The following is a 14,902-nucleotide window of genomic DNA, read 5'->3' as shown; positions in this document are numbered from 1 at the left end:
TTACCGCATCACCCAACGAACCAAATTTCGCCACGTTGAATACGGGTAACAGACAAGTACATGGCCGATAAATTCGCAGTTATAGCAATGTATCTCGGCGTGGGCTTGGTTTTTGCGCTCTTACTGGTAAAAAATATCTTTAGAGCAGGAAACACCATACCAGCACCGATCAAGCGCGAACTGGTATTGGGCGGCGCCCTGCTGACTTTGCTGTTCTTTCTTCTGCTGGTTACGCCCAGACCGAGCATCGTTTCGATGGCGTGCGCCTGTGCGGCTTCCCTGCTTTGCATCTTTCTTTGCCGGCTTCTCGACCGCCGCATGAGCTTGGGTAACGCCGCGGTCCTGGCGGCAATTTTCTGTATCGCCACAACGCTTGCCTGGTGGCGGCGGACAAATGGCACGTTCGATGTCAGTTGGCAGCAGCTATTGCTATTGCACGCCCTGCTTGTTGCGTTCACCTGGAGTTTCATTGCAAGCAAATGCGCGCGTGAACCCAGTCGACAATGGGTGATCGCCATCTGGCTTGTGTTCTTGGTGCTTGGCGCGTTTATTGTATTTTCAACGGGTCTGTACAGTCGTCCCTGGGCACTCTGGCTAAGTTGGCATCACTGGGGCGCATACATCGGTCCGGCACAACTGGTTCTGGCGGGCGCCAGAGTGATGCTCGACTTTCCTGCTCAATACGGGCTTGGGCCGACTTTGCTATTAGCAGCAACCTGCCATGGTGATTGCTGGCTTGCCATGTATTTCTGGGCGGGCGCATCGACGCTGCTATTCAGTGCAATCTGCCTATCCATCGCTTTGCGGCTTACATCGGCGGATCGGCCTTGGCAGCTCGCGGCCATTGCAATTGCCGTCTTCATTGCATCCTTTCTTTGGACCGCATATCCACCGAACATTGGCTCTCCCGCTCTAACGCCATCGGTCTCCGGGCTGAGGTTTCTTCCGCTTGGCCTTCTCATGTTTGCTCTTGTACGACGGGAATCGGCTTCTGCGACACATCGCCCAAATGAGTTTGTTCATCTTCTCTGGGCATTGGGGGTTCTTTGGTCACCAGAAAGCGCTTTCCAGGTTACGGTACTCTGGTGGCCGTACTACTGCTGGGCCGCGTGCCGCGATCGCAACCCTGACGTCTCCACCTTCGGCGCGCTGGCCAGGGCAAATGCAAAGCTGACGGTATGGCTATCGAGCACCATCGCAACTTTCTTACTGTTCTACAAAGTAGTCTACGGCTCACTGCCCTCCATCGAGGGCTATCTTGCTTACCTGATGTACCCGCCGGGCCCTTTACCGATCAACCCTTATGGCGCCGTGCTATTTTTTGGCGCAGTTATTTTGGCCGCCACCTATACGCTTCATCGAAGACTACAGCAGGCACCGGATACCTGGCAGACCCATAACCTCGTCATCGTGCTGTTGGCCTGTTATGGCGCCAGCTCCTACTACCTTGGTCGCAGCCACGACAACAATCTGCTCAATATCAGCGTCTTCTATCTACTGCTGCTGCTCGCTATACGTCAGATAAGGCAGTTTGGAAGCCTGCGTGTCGCTGCCTCAGGGTTCCTGGCTTGTCTATTGGTTTATGTAACGCTAACCGGCTGGTCCACCTGGCTGGACGTGGCTCGATCGGGTGCACTGTTTCAAATTCGACCTCGCGAGATAGCGGACCGTTTTAGCTACCTCTCCAAGGAAGGACAGCAAGCAAATGCACGCTTTGCGGGGCAAGGCGATTCCATCCCGTCTTCTGCGGATGGCGCGCGCGGTATGTTCACTATTGCGCAGAAATTTGGCGAACCCGTCACCGTACTCGACACGGCACTCAACCTTGAAAGGTCAGCCTCGGGAGCACCATGGAGCGCGTTACATGGCCCGGAAAACTATGCATATCTTCCGCCGACGTTGCGCAGAACGTTTTTGACCAGGGTTGCGCAAAGACTGAAGTCGCCTGGATGGCTATTGATACAGCGAAGCTTCGCGGCGGATAGTTGGTTGAATGACTACGACAGCGTTTATCGACGCGATCAGCAACTGGACTTCGGCAGCTATTACGCAATCCGGTATGTACCGAAGTAGCTGAAACTACGCGCGCTCGCGCGGATAGTGGAATCTTATGCAACAGGAAAATTTCAAGCCAATCTCGGTCAAGGCTCCTTCGTCGAACCGGCTGTTGTTCGCGATCAGGTGTTTGCTTGATCTGCAACTAAAGACGATTGTTCGACCGCTTCGCCCGGCCATGGCGAGGTTGCAAGGAACGGTCATAGACGTAGGTGCCGGAGAATCACCATGGCGTGAATGGCTACCCGCCACTACCCGCTATCAAGGCATTGATGTGGCATCTGCCGAGGCGTTCGGCATGGAGCCAAGCCGTCCCGAAATCACCTATTACGACGGCAAGACGATTCCTTTTGGCGACGCCAGCTTCGATGGTGCGTTGTGCATTGAGGTGCTCGAGCATGTCGACGACCCCGACAGGGTGATCTCGGAGATAGCGCGCTGCCTGAAACCTGGCGCCACTCTTTTGCTGACAGTCCCTTGGTCAGCACGCCGTCACCACTTACCCTACGATTTTCACCGCTTTACTCGCGAGCGACTACTCGTGCTTCTATCCGCACACGGCTTTGAGCATATAGAAATCACTGAAAGAGGCACGGATATCTCGGCAATTGCCAGTAAATTGGTCGTTCTTGCTGCACGTCTTCTGCCAAGAAACATACAGACATTGTGGAAGGTAGTTCCTCTGATAGTGCTGGCACCCATCACAGCAGGTTTCCTTATCGCCGCGCATATGGCCGAAGCATTCGGCGGCGGCGCCAAGGAAGACCCGCTGGGTTACTTTGTACAAGCCATCCGAGGGTAAACCCTGCCGGCGCCTCAAGGCGTCGTTCTAGGCAGGTATATCTGCAAGGCAGGATCATCCGAGAAGACCTGTGTACGATTGAAGTTCGTTCGCACATAGGCATCTATCAGCGGGTGAGTCTTCGCATATCGCAGTTCATCATGCCCATCCAGCGGCAGATCGTAGATCACCACAAATGCAGGCTTCGATCGCTCGATATCGGTGATTTCGCGGCGCTGAAATTCGTCACTACGCGGCCATGCCGTATAAATCTCCCACGTGGGCGACCTCCTTCCAAGAAGCGCATACGCACCCGGCCAAAACGGCGCGGCAAAGAAATTCTTCGGTCCCTGCGATTCACTGTCTCTGAGCCTATACAGAAGCCCAACGTTGCTCGCTGCTGTAGCGTCGACATAAAGCCTGTCATCGCCGATGGATATCCAGGTACAGGCATTCGAAGAGCGACATTGCCATCCAGGGTGAGACGCGATCATGGTGAAGACGCCTGACAGGGCCAGGACGCAGACAGTCAACATGCGCCGCCATGAATGCAGCGAACTCGCAAGTTCCATGCAGCCGATAAGCGTGGGAAATATCCCAAGCGCCAGATGTCCGGCATCAGCTCTGGAAAATGCATAATGCGCGTAGGGCAATGCAAGAAAAGCACACGCCACCAGGAGCGGACTGGGCGTCCCTCCTCTCAACCGTCGGGCGACAACATGGAGGATGGAAAATACCCCAAACACAAGCGTAGTCATAAAGAACAGGCCGAGTAAAACTTGCCTGTACGCTTCGACAAGAGGTAACGCCGAGAAGTCGACAGTCCAGGGCCACGGTATGGGAAGTGGTAAGTTGGTTGCTTTGACCTCGAAGAGAAATCTTATGCTTTCGATAAATGCCTGATAGAAACCGGACACGAAGATCATCATGAAAACGATCGGCAGATAGCCGATTACGACGCCCGCACCAAAACCGATCATCTGAACTGACCAGCGCCGCCAGCCCTCGCAGCGCAGAGACAGATATATTCCTATGCCGGCTCCGGCTGCCAAGCCGTAGACACCATGATTGCGCCCCAGGCAGGCAGCAATTCCAACGACCATGCCGGCAAGGATGCTATTGGCTACGGAAGGAACACGTATCCATCGCGCAAATGTACAGACCAGTGCGATCGAGATGGCGATATCGAACAATTTGTGTCGAGGAACCATCCACACCAGAAGAGATATTCCGCAGATGAGAAGAAACCATCCGTTTCGACGGCCTCTGGCAGCGGATGCCAACGTCGTAAGCGCCAGGCCCAGCGCCAGTGCTTGCAAAACGGCGACAGTGGCACGCACGGCCATGATGCCTTGAGAGCCCGTGATTTTCATGAGCAGCGCGCACCAGTAATAGCGCGCGGGGTCGTACGCCTGGAAATCGCGAAGCGGAACTTCTCCGAGCATGCTGCGCTGCACGCCATACCAGAGATAACCTTCGTCCCAAAGGTTGAATCCCTGGTGCCCCTCCCAAACAAACGCAACGAGGACCAGAATCATTCCACCGAGAAAAGCGAAGACCATATCTCTGTTCGTATTGAGAGTCTGCTGCACGATCGCCGGCTTGATCTGGCGTATCGGAGTCATGGCTTCTCCGACTGTTCAGCGCTCACGTCAGACATGCGAGACGTGCTGAATACATATTTTGACATCAGAAGAAACGAAAGCACTGCCATACAAGGGGATATCAGTGCCTGAGCCACGATGCTGCCGAGTCCCATATGGATCAACATTCGTATCGCCACGTAGTTGACGGCATAGCAAAGCAGATAGGCCCCCGCAAATCTTGGCAATCGCACAAGAGAGGCATCCAGGAATACAAAGTGCCCAGTGGTAAGGAAGTTGAAGCAGATACCCGCCACATTGCCACCAATCAGGGCAAGCCAAACCGGTACCCTTGCATAGATCAATGCGGCATACACGGCGAAGCCAAACGCGGTATTGAGTACCCCGACCAGCAGAAAACGGATAAATTTCCTGCCCTGGCTCACCCGCCACGCCCCCTGCCGGCCATCGGTCGATAGGCTACGGCCATGGTGTTGCCCACATTCGCCGACAGCTTCAAGCGCCCCACACCGAGCGCATTCATCGCCCTGATTGCAGAGCGCTTCAGGCTAGCGGGCGCCGGCACCAGGCGCATCCAATAAGAAAGCGCATAACGGTTGGAGAAGGGCTTTACATCGATATCTCCATAACCCGCGCGCGACAGTAGTTCCTCGATACTGCGCCGGGAGAAGAGCTGCATATGCTCGACGTCGATAATCGGCGAACGCCGCCCCAGCGCACGATTCAGGGGGGCCGAGTAGTCATGCGTAACTGATACAAAAGCGCCACCTGGACGCAATAAACGCAGAGCCGACTTGACGATATCCATCGGATCACGCACATGCTCAAGCGTCATGAAGCAGCAAATCAGGTCAAAGGATTCGGGCGGATAATCGTGCTCGTTGAATATGCCCTCCGTTATCCAAGGTTTTCGATGTGAGGGAGCGGCCGCAATCGCAGCCGAGGAAGGCTCGACCCCCTGTACCTGACTGAAGCCCGCAGCCATCAACCCGTCCAGCAGCACCCCCGTACCGGTCCCAATCTCCAGCGCCGCCCCTGGATGCACGCGCCCCAACACGGTTTTCATTTCGCGCAGATACGCGTTAGCGGCGTCTTCCGCTTCTTCGGCGCTATCGTAATCTGCTGAATGGTAGGCCTGTGCCAAGGCCTGCTGCGATGGAGGGCAATCGACGTAGACAAGGTCGCAGACCTTGCAACAAACCATCCGATAATTGAAGTACTCCGGCTCTTTTCGCGAGGCGAAACTGAACTGATTCAGCTTCGTGAGATCGACCTTTTCTTCAAGGAACAAATCAGCCTCCAGCGAAGATCCGCCGCACACGGGGCAGGTGCGGGTTTCTCGGGTGGTCAGAGTATCTTGGCCTGGAGGGACTTCTCGCTGCATGCTGGGTATCCGGATGGCTTGCCATCCTGGCAGGGGTTCAAATAATCAAACGTGGCTTGCCAAAGTCGCCGACTAACGTTGGCTTGGCTTAGCCGGTTGTTCGGTCACTGTGCCGTGTCGAATCAATGCCGATCGAATCAAGCGGGGCCGTCCTTTGACCTCGATCATGATCTTACCGATGTATTCGCCCACGAGCCCTATTCCAAAAAGATTGAGCGAGCCGAACATCAGAAGCGCTATCAACAATGTCGTCGCGCCACGTGGTGCGATGTCAGGCCAGACCAGACGAAGCACCGCAACGGTTATCGCTGCAATAATAGACAATGCGAGCAGAACCGACCCTGTGGTGGTAAGCAGCGTCAAAGGCACGTTGCTGAACGAAAAAATCCCTTTTTTGGCCCAGTCAATGTTCTTGGATAACGTATTGGTCGTATGTCCAAACATACGCTCCGGTCGAACGTAGTCGACTCCCACCTGCTTGAACCCCACGTACGCGCGTAGCCCGCGCATGAAAAGATCGCGCTCGGTACAGGCCAGTATCCACTGCACGACCTTGCGGTCCATCAACGAAAAGTCGCCAGCATCGAGTGGAATATTCACGTAGCTGAAAGCAGCGAATACGCGATAAAAGGCCTTGTAGAGCAAGCCCCAATGCCAAGGCATTTCCCGCTGCACTCGCCTGCCGTACACGACATCGTAGCCTTCTTCCCATTTTTCGAAGAAAGATTCAATAAGCTCGGGCGGATCCTGCAGGTCGCCGTCGAGCAGCACGACCGCATCCTTGGATGCCAACTCCATACCGCTTCGAAAAGCCATTTGCGAACCAAAGTTACGCGAATGACTGATGCCAATAACCGCCGAATCGCTTGCAGAAATCTGCTGAATAACTGCAGCGCTATCGTCCGGGCTGCAATCGTTGACGAAAATGATCTCGTGATCGATGTCCAGGCGGCTGAAGGTGTCCTTGAGCCGGCGGTACATGACAGGAATGGCGGGCTCATCTTTGTAGCAGGCGATAATTGCCGATATGCTGCGGCGTTTTTTATTGGTCTGCTGCTTCGAATGCTTGGCCAGATCGCCCTCGCTCAAGGTAGCGACCCACTGCGCGGTCGATGCGAGTCCATCCTTCAACGTCACTGTGGCACGCCAACCCAGTAGGCGCGACGCCTTGGCAGGGTCGGCGTACCATTCGGCCAAATCCCACTGGCGCCCTTCCATCGATCCAAATGTCGGTGTGTCTTCGACGGCAAATAGCTCGCGCGTCAGATTCGCCAAGGCTCCGATTGTTGTGCATATTCCGGTGCCAATGTTCAGGCTCTCACCGTAAAGGTCCGGATTCATCTTGGCCGCGGCATAAACAAACGCAGAACAGACATCATCGACGTGTACAAAATCACGCGACGTGCGAGCGTCGACAAATGGCGGCAACTTGCCAGCCAAAGCCTTGTGCAACAGGTTGGGAATGAGACGCGAACCATCCTCCAACGGACCGTAAACCGAATAGAGCCTCAAATTGACACAGGGAAAACTTAGATGCTTGCCCATGTATCGCAGAAATTCGGCGGTAGCCACCTTTGAAACTGCGTAGTGGCTATTGGGCTCGTGGCGGTCTTCCTCTGAAGGGGCGGTACAATTGGTACCATATTCAGACGAAGTACCCGCATGTACAAATGCGGCGCAAGACCGCTTCGCCAGCAAACCGACCAGCCCGACGATCGACTGAAAATTAGTCTCGTAGATCAGCCTGGGGTCCTGTTCGAACGAATACGCGCCGTAGGCAACACAATCGAAGACCGTCTGCGGCGCAAGCTCATCGACCAGATGAGTCAGGGCAGCCGGATCATTTACATTGGCGACAACAATGTTCGCCTCGGCACTGTCCGGCAACCGCCAGCCGCCTTTGCTCTGCACCAATGCGTAAACATCGCTACGGCAGGCGAGCAGCTTGAGGAACAAATTGGCCCCGACGAAGCCGGCAGCGCCAGTCACCAGAATCGGGCCACGCAATGCCAGGATGTGTTGGTTCAAGTCGTTCATCAGCCGAGACTACCTATTGCACTAAGCAGAGCCTGTGGAGCCAGACCGGATTTCTCTCTCAGGTAGGCCTGCGAGCCATACCGTGGATAGTGATGCGACTGAGCACAAAGATGTTTTACGGTTGCGTAGAGACCGTGCTCAAGCATGTACAGCGACATCGCTGCCGCGAGACCTCCCTGCGCCACGTGCTCCTCGACGATGAGCACACGCTCACTCGATTCGATCTGATAAAGCAGTGCCTGCGGTGGCGGGCTCAGGGAAAGCGGCAGCTCCGCGACAGCCCATAGATTGGGTCGCTGGCGATCAGGCAAAGCTCGGATAGCATCGATATAGGTGCCTGCGATAGGCCCCATGACAACAACGGGTGGACCTTCGCCGATTATCAGGTGACGCCAGGCCGCATATGCGGGAACAGCATAGCCCGCGGGGGGCTCGCCACGGCCAAGCCGTATGTACGAAGAATGCGTATTCGCACCTGCCTTGGTGACGACATCGGCAACATCCTCGTCGAACACAGGCACATAGACCCGCATATTGGGGAGCGTAAGCAGCACACCATAGTCTTCGATGGCGTGATGTGTAGGCCCCATCACACCATAGCCATAACCGCCGCCGTTGCCGATCAACCGGACCGGCAACCGATGGAAGGCGATGTCGTTTCTGATTTGCTCAAACGGTCTTGCGTAACAGAACGGCGCAATACTGTAAGCCCACGCATCCAGCCCTTGCCGCGCCATCGCCGCCGCTACGGAGATCATGTTCTGTTCGGCCACGCCGGCATTGATGAATCGCGACCCCATCTTCGCCTGCAGCGCCTCCAGGGCCATGAAACCGAGATCTCCGGTCAGAAAGACCATCGATGGATCATCGGCACGCGCCACGAGCGCATCGCACAGCTGCTTCCTCATGAGCCGCCGATCTCTTCAAGAGCGCGTAGATAATCGGCTTCCTTCAAAGGCAAATAATGCCATTCCATTTTGTTTTCCATGAAAGAGACGCCCTTGCCCTTGATGGTTTGCAGCACGACGATCTTGAGCTTGCTGGCGCTTGTGTTCAGCGCCGCGCGCATCGCCGCAAGGTCATGCCCTTGAACCACGTGCATCTCAACATCGAAACCTTTCAGTCGGTCATGGAGCGGGAACATCGATGCCACGTCCGCGGTGGCGCCAAAACCTTGCAGACCGTTGTGATCGATCAGTACGGTCAGATTTGTAAGCGCATGATGACTGGCAAAGATCAGAGCCTCCCATGTCGCGCCTTCCTGCCACTCTCCGTCAGACATCACACAGTAAATATGGCCAGGCTCTCCTTTCAGACGCAGCGCCAATGCGGTCCCCGCGGCCAGCGACAGGCCATGTCCCAGGCTCCCGGTGGCGAACATGATGTCGGCGATACCGCTCGCCGGGGGGTGGCCCGCGAGCAGGGTATCGTCCCGATGGAAAGTCGTGAGGTCCTCGTCGGTGAGCCGGCCAGCACTCCAGAGCGCTACGTAAAGAGCGCCTGCGGAATGGCCTTTTGACAGAACGAATCGGCTGCCTTCCCCCATAAACTCGTGAAAAATGAGCGCAAGTGCATCGATGGAGGACAGATTTCCACCAATATGGCCAACGCCACTCTCAAAATGCATGCGTAGCAGCCTACCGCGGATGGCAGATAGGCGCGCGGCGTCCAATGTCACAGGCATAGCCCTGGCATCCTCCCGTTGCATTGATGAATCTCGTTCCCGAAACGAAAAAGCAGCCCGATTATCCCGGTTTCCAGTGCGCCCATCTACGGCATGGGGCCTTTGATCTTTCCACGCTTTTACGTGGGCGTCCGCCGAGGCTCGCCATATGGCCCAAGGTTGCCATTCGTACCAGGATGGCCCTTCGGATAGTATGGCAGGCTCACATTGTGCCCATCGCTGATCGGCGCCGTCAGGAAAGAATCAGCATGCATATTCCGGTTGGTTACGAGCGTGTCGTCGGCTACAACGTGCATACCCAGACCCGGCAAGAGCGTCATGGCAAAAGATGCAGCCAAGCGCATCACCGACCTCAAGCAGAAGGTCCGCTATAAACCTGCGGGGCAAAAACGCGCCATGAGGAAAGTTCTCGTTATTGCAAAGCACCGTCCCCTCCGGGGTCTCAAGGATGCTGGAACCGTTGTCGTACTCCGATCATGTCCGTAAAAAGTCGCATCCGCACATTGCTTTTTCATAGCCTTCGCTTGGGGTTTCGGGTCACGCCGATGTCTCCGGCAACCCGTGATCGTCTGCGCCAGCGCTTCCTGGAACGCCACGGCGATCTCGTGCCTACCGGCCCGCATGGGCGTGTAGGAACGCACGCGGAGCGACGCCCACGTGATCATGCCGGTCACCGCGCCGTGGACTATCTATCGCGCACAGCCATTGCGTTGCCGGATGCGCTACCGGCGAGGCTGGTGGCCTTCTACCTGCCACAGTTTCACCCCATCGCGGAGAATGACGCCTGGTGGGGCGTCGGTTTCACGGAGTGGCGCAACGTGGCACGTGCGCTGCCACAGTTTGAAGGTCACATCCAACCACGACTCCCCGGCGAGCTTGGCTTCTATGACTTGCGACTACCCGACACGATCCGCGCGCAGATCGAGTTGGCTCGCAACTATGGCGTGAGCGCCTTCTGCAGCTACTTTTATTGGTTTGCGGGCAAGACGCTGCTTGAAGCGCCGCTGCGCACGTGGCTCGGCGACCCATCGTTGGACTTTCCCATCTGTCTTTGCTGGGCGAATGAAAACTGGTCACGACGCTGGGATGGCCGTGCCGATCAGATCCTGATCGCTCAGAAACATAGCGCAGCAGACGACTTGGCTTTCATCAGTCACGTAGCTGAGTACATGCGCGATCCGCGCTACCTGCGGGTCGACGGCAAACCCATGCTGCAGGTCTACCGTCCAGGGCTGTTACCCGACGCCCGCGCAACGGCAAATCGATGGCGCCAGTGGTGCCGCGAGCAAGGTCTGGGCGAGATTCACCTCGCCTACGTGCAGAGCTTCGACAATGTCGATCCGCGCGATATCGGCTTCGACGCAGCCGTATCTTTCCCGCCCAACAATACTACGCAGAAACCGGTTACCGCGCGCCGCCACCTGCTCAATCCAGACTATGCAGGGCAAGTCTACGACTGGCGAGAGCTCACCCGGCCGTGCAATGACCCGCCCTACCCCCTCTATCCGGCGGTCAATCCTGGCTGGGATAACGAGGCCAGACGCAGCGGCCAGGGGCGCACCTACGTGCACGAATCCCCCGCAGGCTATTTTCAGTGGTTGCGCGAATCGATCGCGGTAGCGAAGCGCCGCACTCCCGACGCCCCGCTGGTCTTTATCAATGCGTGGAACGAGTGGGCGGAAGGCGCAGTCCTTGAGCCCGATGCGACGCGTGGCCATGCTTGGCTCGAAGCGACTCGCGCCGCACTGCTGCCGTCGCTCGCACGCCCAAGGCCCTGCGCCGTCGCACATATCGAGTCTGTGGACTCCATCGAACAAGTCCTCTCCGCACTTCACCAGTCCGGCATCGACTGGCGCATCATCGTGACCACCACTTACGAGCAAGAGACCGTCGTCAAAACGGAGCTTGCGCGCCTCGACCCCCAGGCCGAAGTCGTCGCCTTTGCGGATGTCGGCCGCGACATGCTCCCCTTTTTGAAAGTCCTGGCACGACTGCTGCTCGACGGGACCGATATCGTGCTCAAACTGCATACACGAAAAACCGAATCTCCACGAGGTGCCACCTCATGGGAAGGCGACCCGCTCGCCACCTTGACGGCACCTTCCCGCGCCACACCACTGCTCACTGCCCTTGGCGAGGATAAGAGTCTGGGTACCATCGCTCCGGATGGGCACGTGCTCGAGTTTGCCGACTATCCAGGCACACATGGCGGCGAGGTCGAGAACCTGCGCGAACGCATGGGATTGGGCCGTGTCGACGAACATCGTTTTATTGCAGGCGGCATGTTCCTGGCTCGTATCGACGCCTTGCGTACGCTCTTTGAGATGAACCTGTGCGATTGGGAATTCGAAGACAACCAGGAAAACGACACGCTGGCCATTGCAATTGAGCGGATCGTCACACTGGGGGTGGCACAACGTGGCTTGCGCACCGTCCAGGCGAATGAATTGCTCAACGAGGCGCCACTCTCTCATTGGCCTACTCAAACCGGTGGCAATGAAACATCGTGAGGCGACGACATGAAACCTTCGCTTGCAGCGACCCCGGTGGCTGAATGGAGCCCAGGGTACCGATACGACCGGCCCTCAAGCTCGCCCGGAGGGCCTGGCCGAAGCGCGGGGCGCACTAAGCCCATTCACCTTCCACGCAGGGCGCAGTCAGACTCACCAGCGGCCCAGACCCCCCCATACGCGCTAGAATGGTAGGTCGCCGCCCCTTTTAAACGAGGTCCTTGATGAAGATTCTGGTTGGTTATAAGCGTGTCGTGGACTACAACGTCCGCATCCAAGTGAAGCCGGACGGCACCGGCGTCGTTACCGATGGCGTGAAGCTCTCCGCCAACCCCTTCGACGACATCGCGCTCGAAGAAGCACTCCGCTTGCGCGAGAAAGGCGTGGCTGAGGAGGTCGTTGTCGTGGGTATTGGCCCCGCCGATCTCACGGCTCATTTGCGCAACGGCCTGGCCATGGGCGCCAACCGCGCCATCCATGTCCAGACCGCTGAAGCCGTCTCTCCGCTGACTGCCGCTCGCACCTTTCTCAAGCTGATTGAGAAAGAGCAGCCGGGGCTGGTAATTCTTGGCAAGCAAGCCATCGACGATGATGCCAATCAGACCGGCCAGATGCTCGCTGCACTGTGGGACCGCCCACAGGCCACCTTTGCCAGCAAGGTCGAGGTTGCCGACGGCAAGGCCACGGTAACCCGCGAAGTCGACGCCGGCCTCGAAACCATCGAAGCCGACCTCCCCGCCGTGATCACCACCGATCTGCGCCTGAATGAACCGCGCTTCATCAAGCTGCCCGATATCATGAAAGCAAAGTCCAAGCCGATCGATGTGATCGAGCTCGGTGGGCTGGGCATCGATGCTGCCGACCATATCAAGACTACGCACTATGCCGCCCCACCCAAGCGCAGCAAGGGCGTCATGGTGAAGGACGCCGCTGAACTCGTCGCGGCCCTCAAGCAGAAGGGCCTGCTGTAAGGCAGCCGACCGGAGAATCGACATGTCCAAGATCCTAGTTATCGCCGAACATCTGGACGGCAAGCTCAATGGCGCTACGGCACGGGCAGTAAGCGCCGCCCTCGCTGTAAAACCGGAATCCATCGACGTCATCGTGCTATCCGATGCCCCCGATGCCGTCGCCGCGGAAGCCGCGAAGATCGACGGCGTCAGCAAGGTCCTGACGATCGCCCATGCGGAGAATGCGCACGCCCTGGCTGCCGTTCTGGCTCCGCAGATCGCCAAGGCCGCTGCCGGCTACTCGCACGTATTTGCACCTTCGACCACCTTCGGCAAGGACCTCGCCCCACGCGTGGCTGCCCTGCTCGGCGTATCACAGGTGAGCGACGTCATGACCGTGGAAGGCGCGCACAGCTTCAAGCGCCCGATCTACGCGGGCAATGCCATTGTCACGGTGGAAGTGGATGCGGCCTCGATCGTCGTCGCCACGATCCGCACGGCCTCCTGGCCGGCCGCAGGGTCAAACGGCTCTGCACCGGTCCAGCCGCTGAGCGTGGACGCCGCCATACCTTCGCACACGCGCTTCGTGAACCTGCAACAGGGCAAGAGCGATCGCCCGGATCTGCAGGGTGCGCCGAAGGTTGTCTCCGGCGGTCGCGGTGTAGGATCGAAGGAGAACTTCGACATCATCTACAAATTTGCGGACAAGATCGGTGCTGCCGTCGGCGCGTCGCGCGCCGCCGTCGATGCCGGCTACTGCCCGAACGAGATGCAGGTCGGTCAAACCGGCAAGATCATAGCGCCGGAGCTCTACATCGCCGTCGGTATCTCGGGCGCTATTCAACATCTGACCGGCATCAAGGACGCCGGCACGATCGTCGCTATCAACAAGGATGGCGAGGCACCGATCTTCGAGATCGCCGATATCGGTTTAGTGGGCGACCTCTTCAAGATTTTACCGGAGCTTGAAGCGGCACTGTGATAGACGCTATTCGCCGATGGAAAGGCATCTCACTTTCCATCGGCGATGGTCGATGCAGAAGATCGCTCATATCGGGAAGATTATGCTACGGTCGCAACTTCTTGATGTTCGTTTAAGGGACCGCAACATATGCACGCTGAGTCAGGAGTGGTGAAATCGCACGCGGGTTACTGTCCCTGCTGCCGGCGCGATTCTACTTTTACCATCCACGGCCCCTGGTTGCGTGACGAATACCTTTGCGACCGCTGCGAATCGATCCCGCGCCAGCGCCATCTGGTTAGAATCCTCGATACGCTGTTTCCGCAATGGAGAGAGTCGGTGATGCACGAATCGTCGCCCTCGCTTCCCATCCTGGCGAATCAGTGCCCTGGCTACACGTACTCGCATTACTTTCCCGATGTCCAGCCCGGCTCGAAAAAAAATGGCGTTCGCTGCGAAAGCATCGAAGGACTGACTTTCGCCGACAATAGTCTCGACCTGTTCGTAACTCAGGATGTTCTTGAACACGTATTCCATCCTGACGTTGCGCTGCGCGAGATTCATCGCGTGCTCAAAGTCGGTGGAGCACATGTATTCACAGCACCCAAACATGAGTCCCTGGCTGTAACCCAATGCCGCGCCACTATCGCCGGAGACGGTACCGTTACGCACGTCCTGCCGGAGCAATATCACGGTAACCCGGTGGGCGATGGGAAGGCATTGGTGACGTGGGACTATGGCTCCGATTTCGAGCGCATGGCCAGCGAATGGGTAGGGGCTACCGTATCGACCTATCACACGGTGGATCGAAGCCAGGCTATTGACGCCGCGTTCAACGAGGTCTTCGTGATCGTCAAGTATCATTGAAACTGGCGTTGCGGTAATCGCCAGACACTATCTCACCAGCCGAGCGGGCATTGTGGTGTGACAGGCCTG

At 57.3% G+C, this 14,902-nt stretch carries 12 protein-coding genes; 6 read left to right on the top strand and 6 right to left on the bottom strand.

Annotated features, from left to right (window positions below; translation table 11 throughout):
• Positions 1 to 60 precede the first annotated feature (60 nt).
• Together QMG46_RS08435 and QMG46_RS08430 are read left to right on the top strand one after the other, a co-directional pair.
• Positions 61 to 2,073, top strand: a complete 2,013-nt coding sequence (locus QMG46_RS08435) for a hypothetical protein (protein ID WP_281852056.1) — start codon at positions 61 to 63, stop codon at positions 2,071 to 2,073.
• A 37-nt stretch (positions 2,074 to 2,110) separates the two neighbouring features.
• Positions 2,111 to 2,857, top strand: coding sequence for a class I SAM-dependent methyltransferase (locus QMG46_RS08430; RefSeq protein ID WP_281852055.1), 747 nt, complete (start codon positions 2,111 to 2,113; stop codon positions 2,855 to 2,857).
• Positions 2,858 to 2,871: 14 nt separating this feature from the next.
• Here QMG46_RS08430 and QMG46_RS08425 read toward each other — a convergent pair whose 3' ends face one another.
• The 6 genes from QMG46_RS08425 to QMG46_RS08400 form a co-directional block, all read right to left on the bottom strand.
• Positions 2,872 to 4,461 carry a hypothetical protein gene (locus QMG46_RS08425; RefSeq protein ID WP_281852054.1) on the bottom strand — a complete coding sequence of 530 codons (1,590 nt, stop codon included), beginning with the start codon at positions 4,459 to 4,461 and terminating at the stop codon, positions 2,872 to 2,874.
• Positions 4,458 to 4,865 (bottom strand): GtrA family protein, encoded by a 408-nt coding sequence (locus tag QMG46_RS08420; protein ID WP_281852053.1) that lies wholly within the window; start codon positions 4,863 to 4,865, stop codon positions 4,458 to 4,460. The genes QMG46_RS08425 and QMG46_RS08420 overlap by 4 nt, the downstream gene beginning before the upstream one ends.
• The gene (locus QMG46_RS08415; protein ID WP_281852052.1) at positions 4,862 to 5,824 is read right to left on the bottom strand and encodes a class I SAM-dependent methyltransferase; all 963 of its coding nucleotides are present in this window, start codon (positions 5,822 to 5,824) and stop codon (positions 4,862 to 4,864) included. The genes QMG46_RS08420 and QMG46_RS08415 overlap by 4 nt, the downstream gene beginning before the upstream one ends.
• A 72-nt stretch (positions 5,825 to 5,896) precedes the next feature.
• Entirely contained in the window at positions 5,897 to 7,861 is a 1,965-nt protein-coding gene (locus QMG46_RS08410) for an NAD-dependent epimerase/dehydratase family protein (protein WP_281852051.1), read from the bottom strand.
• Positions 7,861 to 8,769, bottom strand: a complete 909-nt coding sequence (locus tag QMG46_RS08405; protein WP_281852050.1) for a transketolase family protein — start codon at positions 8,767 to 8,769, stop codon at positions 7,861 to 7,863. The genes QMG46_RS08410 and QMG46_RS08405 overlap by 1 nt, the downstream gene beginning before the upstream one ends.
• Positions 8,766 to 9,545, bottom strand: coding sequence for a transketolase (locus tag QMG46_RS08400; protein ID WP_281852049.1), 780 nt, complete (start codon positions 9,543 to 9,545; stop codon positions 8,766 to 8,768). Before QMG46_RS08400 ends, QMG46_RS08405 begins: the two co-directional genes overlap by 4 nt.
• A gap of 737 nt (positions 9,546 to 10,282) precedes the next feature.
• Here QMG46_RS08400 and QMG46_RS08395 point away from each other — a divergent pair.
• From QMG46_RS08395 to QMG46_RS08380, 4 genes are all read left to right on the top strand, one after another.
• A complete protein-coding gene (locus tag QMG46_RS08395; protein ID WP_281852048.1) occupies positions 10,283 to 12,055 on the top strand; it encodes a glycoside hydrolase family 99-like domain-containing protein in 1,773 nt (590 codons plus the stop codon).
• A gap of 224 nt (positions 12,056 to 12,279) precedes the next feature.
• On the top strand, positions 12,280 to 13,026 hold the full coding sequence (locus tag QMG46_RS08390) for an electron transfer flavoprotein subunit beta/FixA family protein (protein WP_281852843.1): 747 nt from the start codon (positions 12,280 to 12,282) through the stop codon (positions 13,024 to 13,026).
• Positions 13,027 to 13,048: 22 nt separating this feature from the next.
• Complete coding sequence (locus tag QMG46_RS08385) at positions 13,049 to 13,987, top strand: electron transfer flavoprotein subunit alpha/FixB family protein (RefSeq protein ID WP_281852047.1); 939 nt, start codon at positions 13,049 to 13,051, stop codon at positions 13,985 to 13,987.
• 219 nt (positions 13,988 to 14,206) lie between these two features.
• Complete coding sequence (locus tag QMG46_RS08380) at positions 14,207 to 14,833, top strand: class I SAM-dependent methyltransferase (protein WP_281852046.1); 627 nt, start codon at positions 14,207 to 14,209, stop codon at positions 14,831 to 14,833.
• Positions 14,834 to 14,902 lie beyond the last annotated feature (69 nt).

It is taken from the genome of Dyella sp. GSA-30 (genome assembly GCF_027924605.1).
Lineage (GTDB): Bacteria > Pseudomonadota > Gammaproteobacteria > Xanthomonadales > Rhodanobacteraceae > GSA-30.
The sequence above is the reverse complement of the archived record's forward strand: the minus strand, read 5'-3'. Positions and strand labels throughout refer to the sequence as shown.

Coding starts and splice junctions, on each gene's coding strand:
- QMG46_RS08425 (WP_281852054.1), bottom strand. CDS start 4,461: ATGACTCCGATACGCCAGATCAAGCCGGCGATCGTGCAGCAGACTCTC.
- QMG46_RS08390 (WP_281852843.1), top strand. CDS start 12,280: ATGAAGATTCTGGTTGGTTATAAGCGTGTCGTGGACTACAACGTCCGC.
- QMG46_RS08405 (WP_281852050.1), bottom strand. CDS start 8,769: ATGAGGAAGCAGCTGTGCGATGCGCTCGTGGCGCGTGCCGATGATCCA.
- QMG46_RS08410 (WP_281852051.1), bottom strand. CDS start 7,861: ATGAACGACTTGAACCAACACATCCTGGCATTGCGTGGCCCGATTCTG.
- QMG46_RS08435 (WP_281852056.1), top strand. CDS start 61: ATGGCCGATAAATTCGCAGTTATAGCAATGTATCTCGGCGTGGGCTTG.
- QMG46_RS08385 (WP_281852047.1), top strand. CDS start 13,049: ATGTCCAAGATCCTAGTTATCGCCGAACATCTGGACGGCAAGCTCAAT.
- QMG46_RS08415 (WP_281852052.1), bottom strand. CDS start 5,824: ATGCAGCGAGAAGTCCCTCCAGGCCAAGATACTCTGACCACCCGAGAA.
- QMG46_RS08430 (WP_281852055.1), top strand. CDS start 2,111: ATGCAACAGGAAAATTTCAAGCCAATCTCGGTCAAGGCTCCTTCGTCG.
- QMG46_RS08400 (WP_281852049.1), bottom strand. CDS start 9,545: ATGCCTGTGACATTGGACGCCGCGCGCCTATCTGCCATCCGCGGTAGG.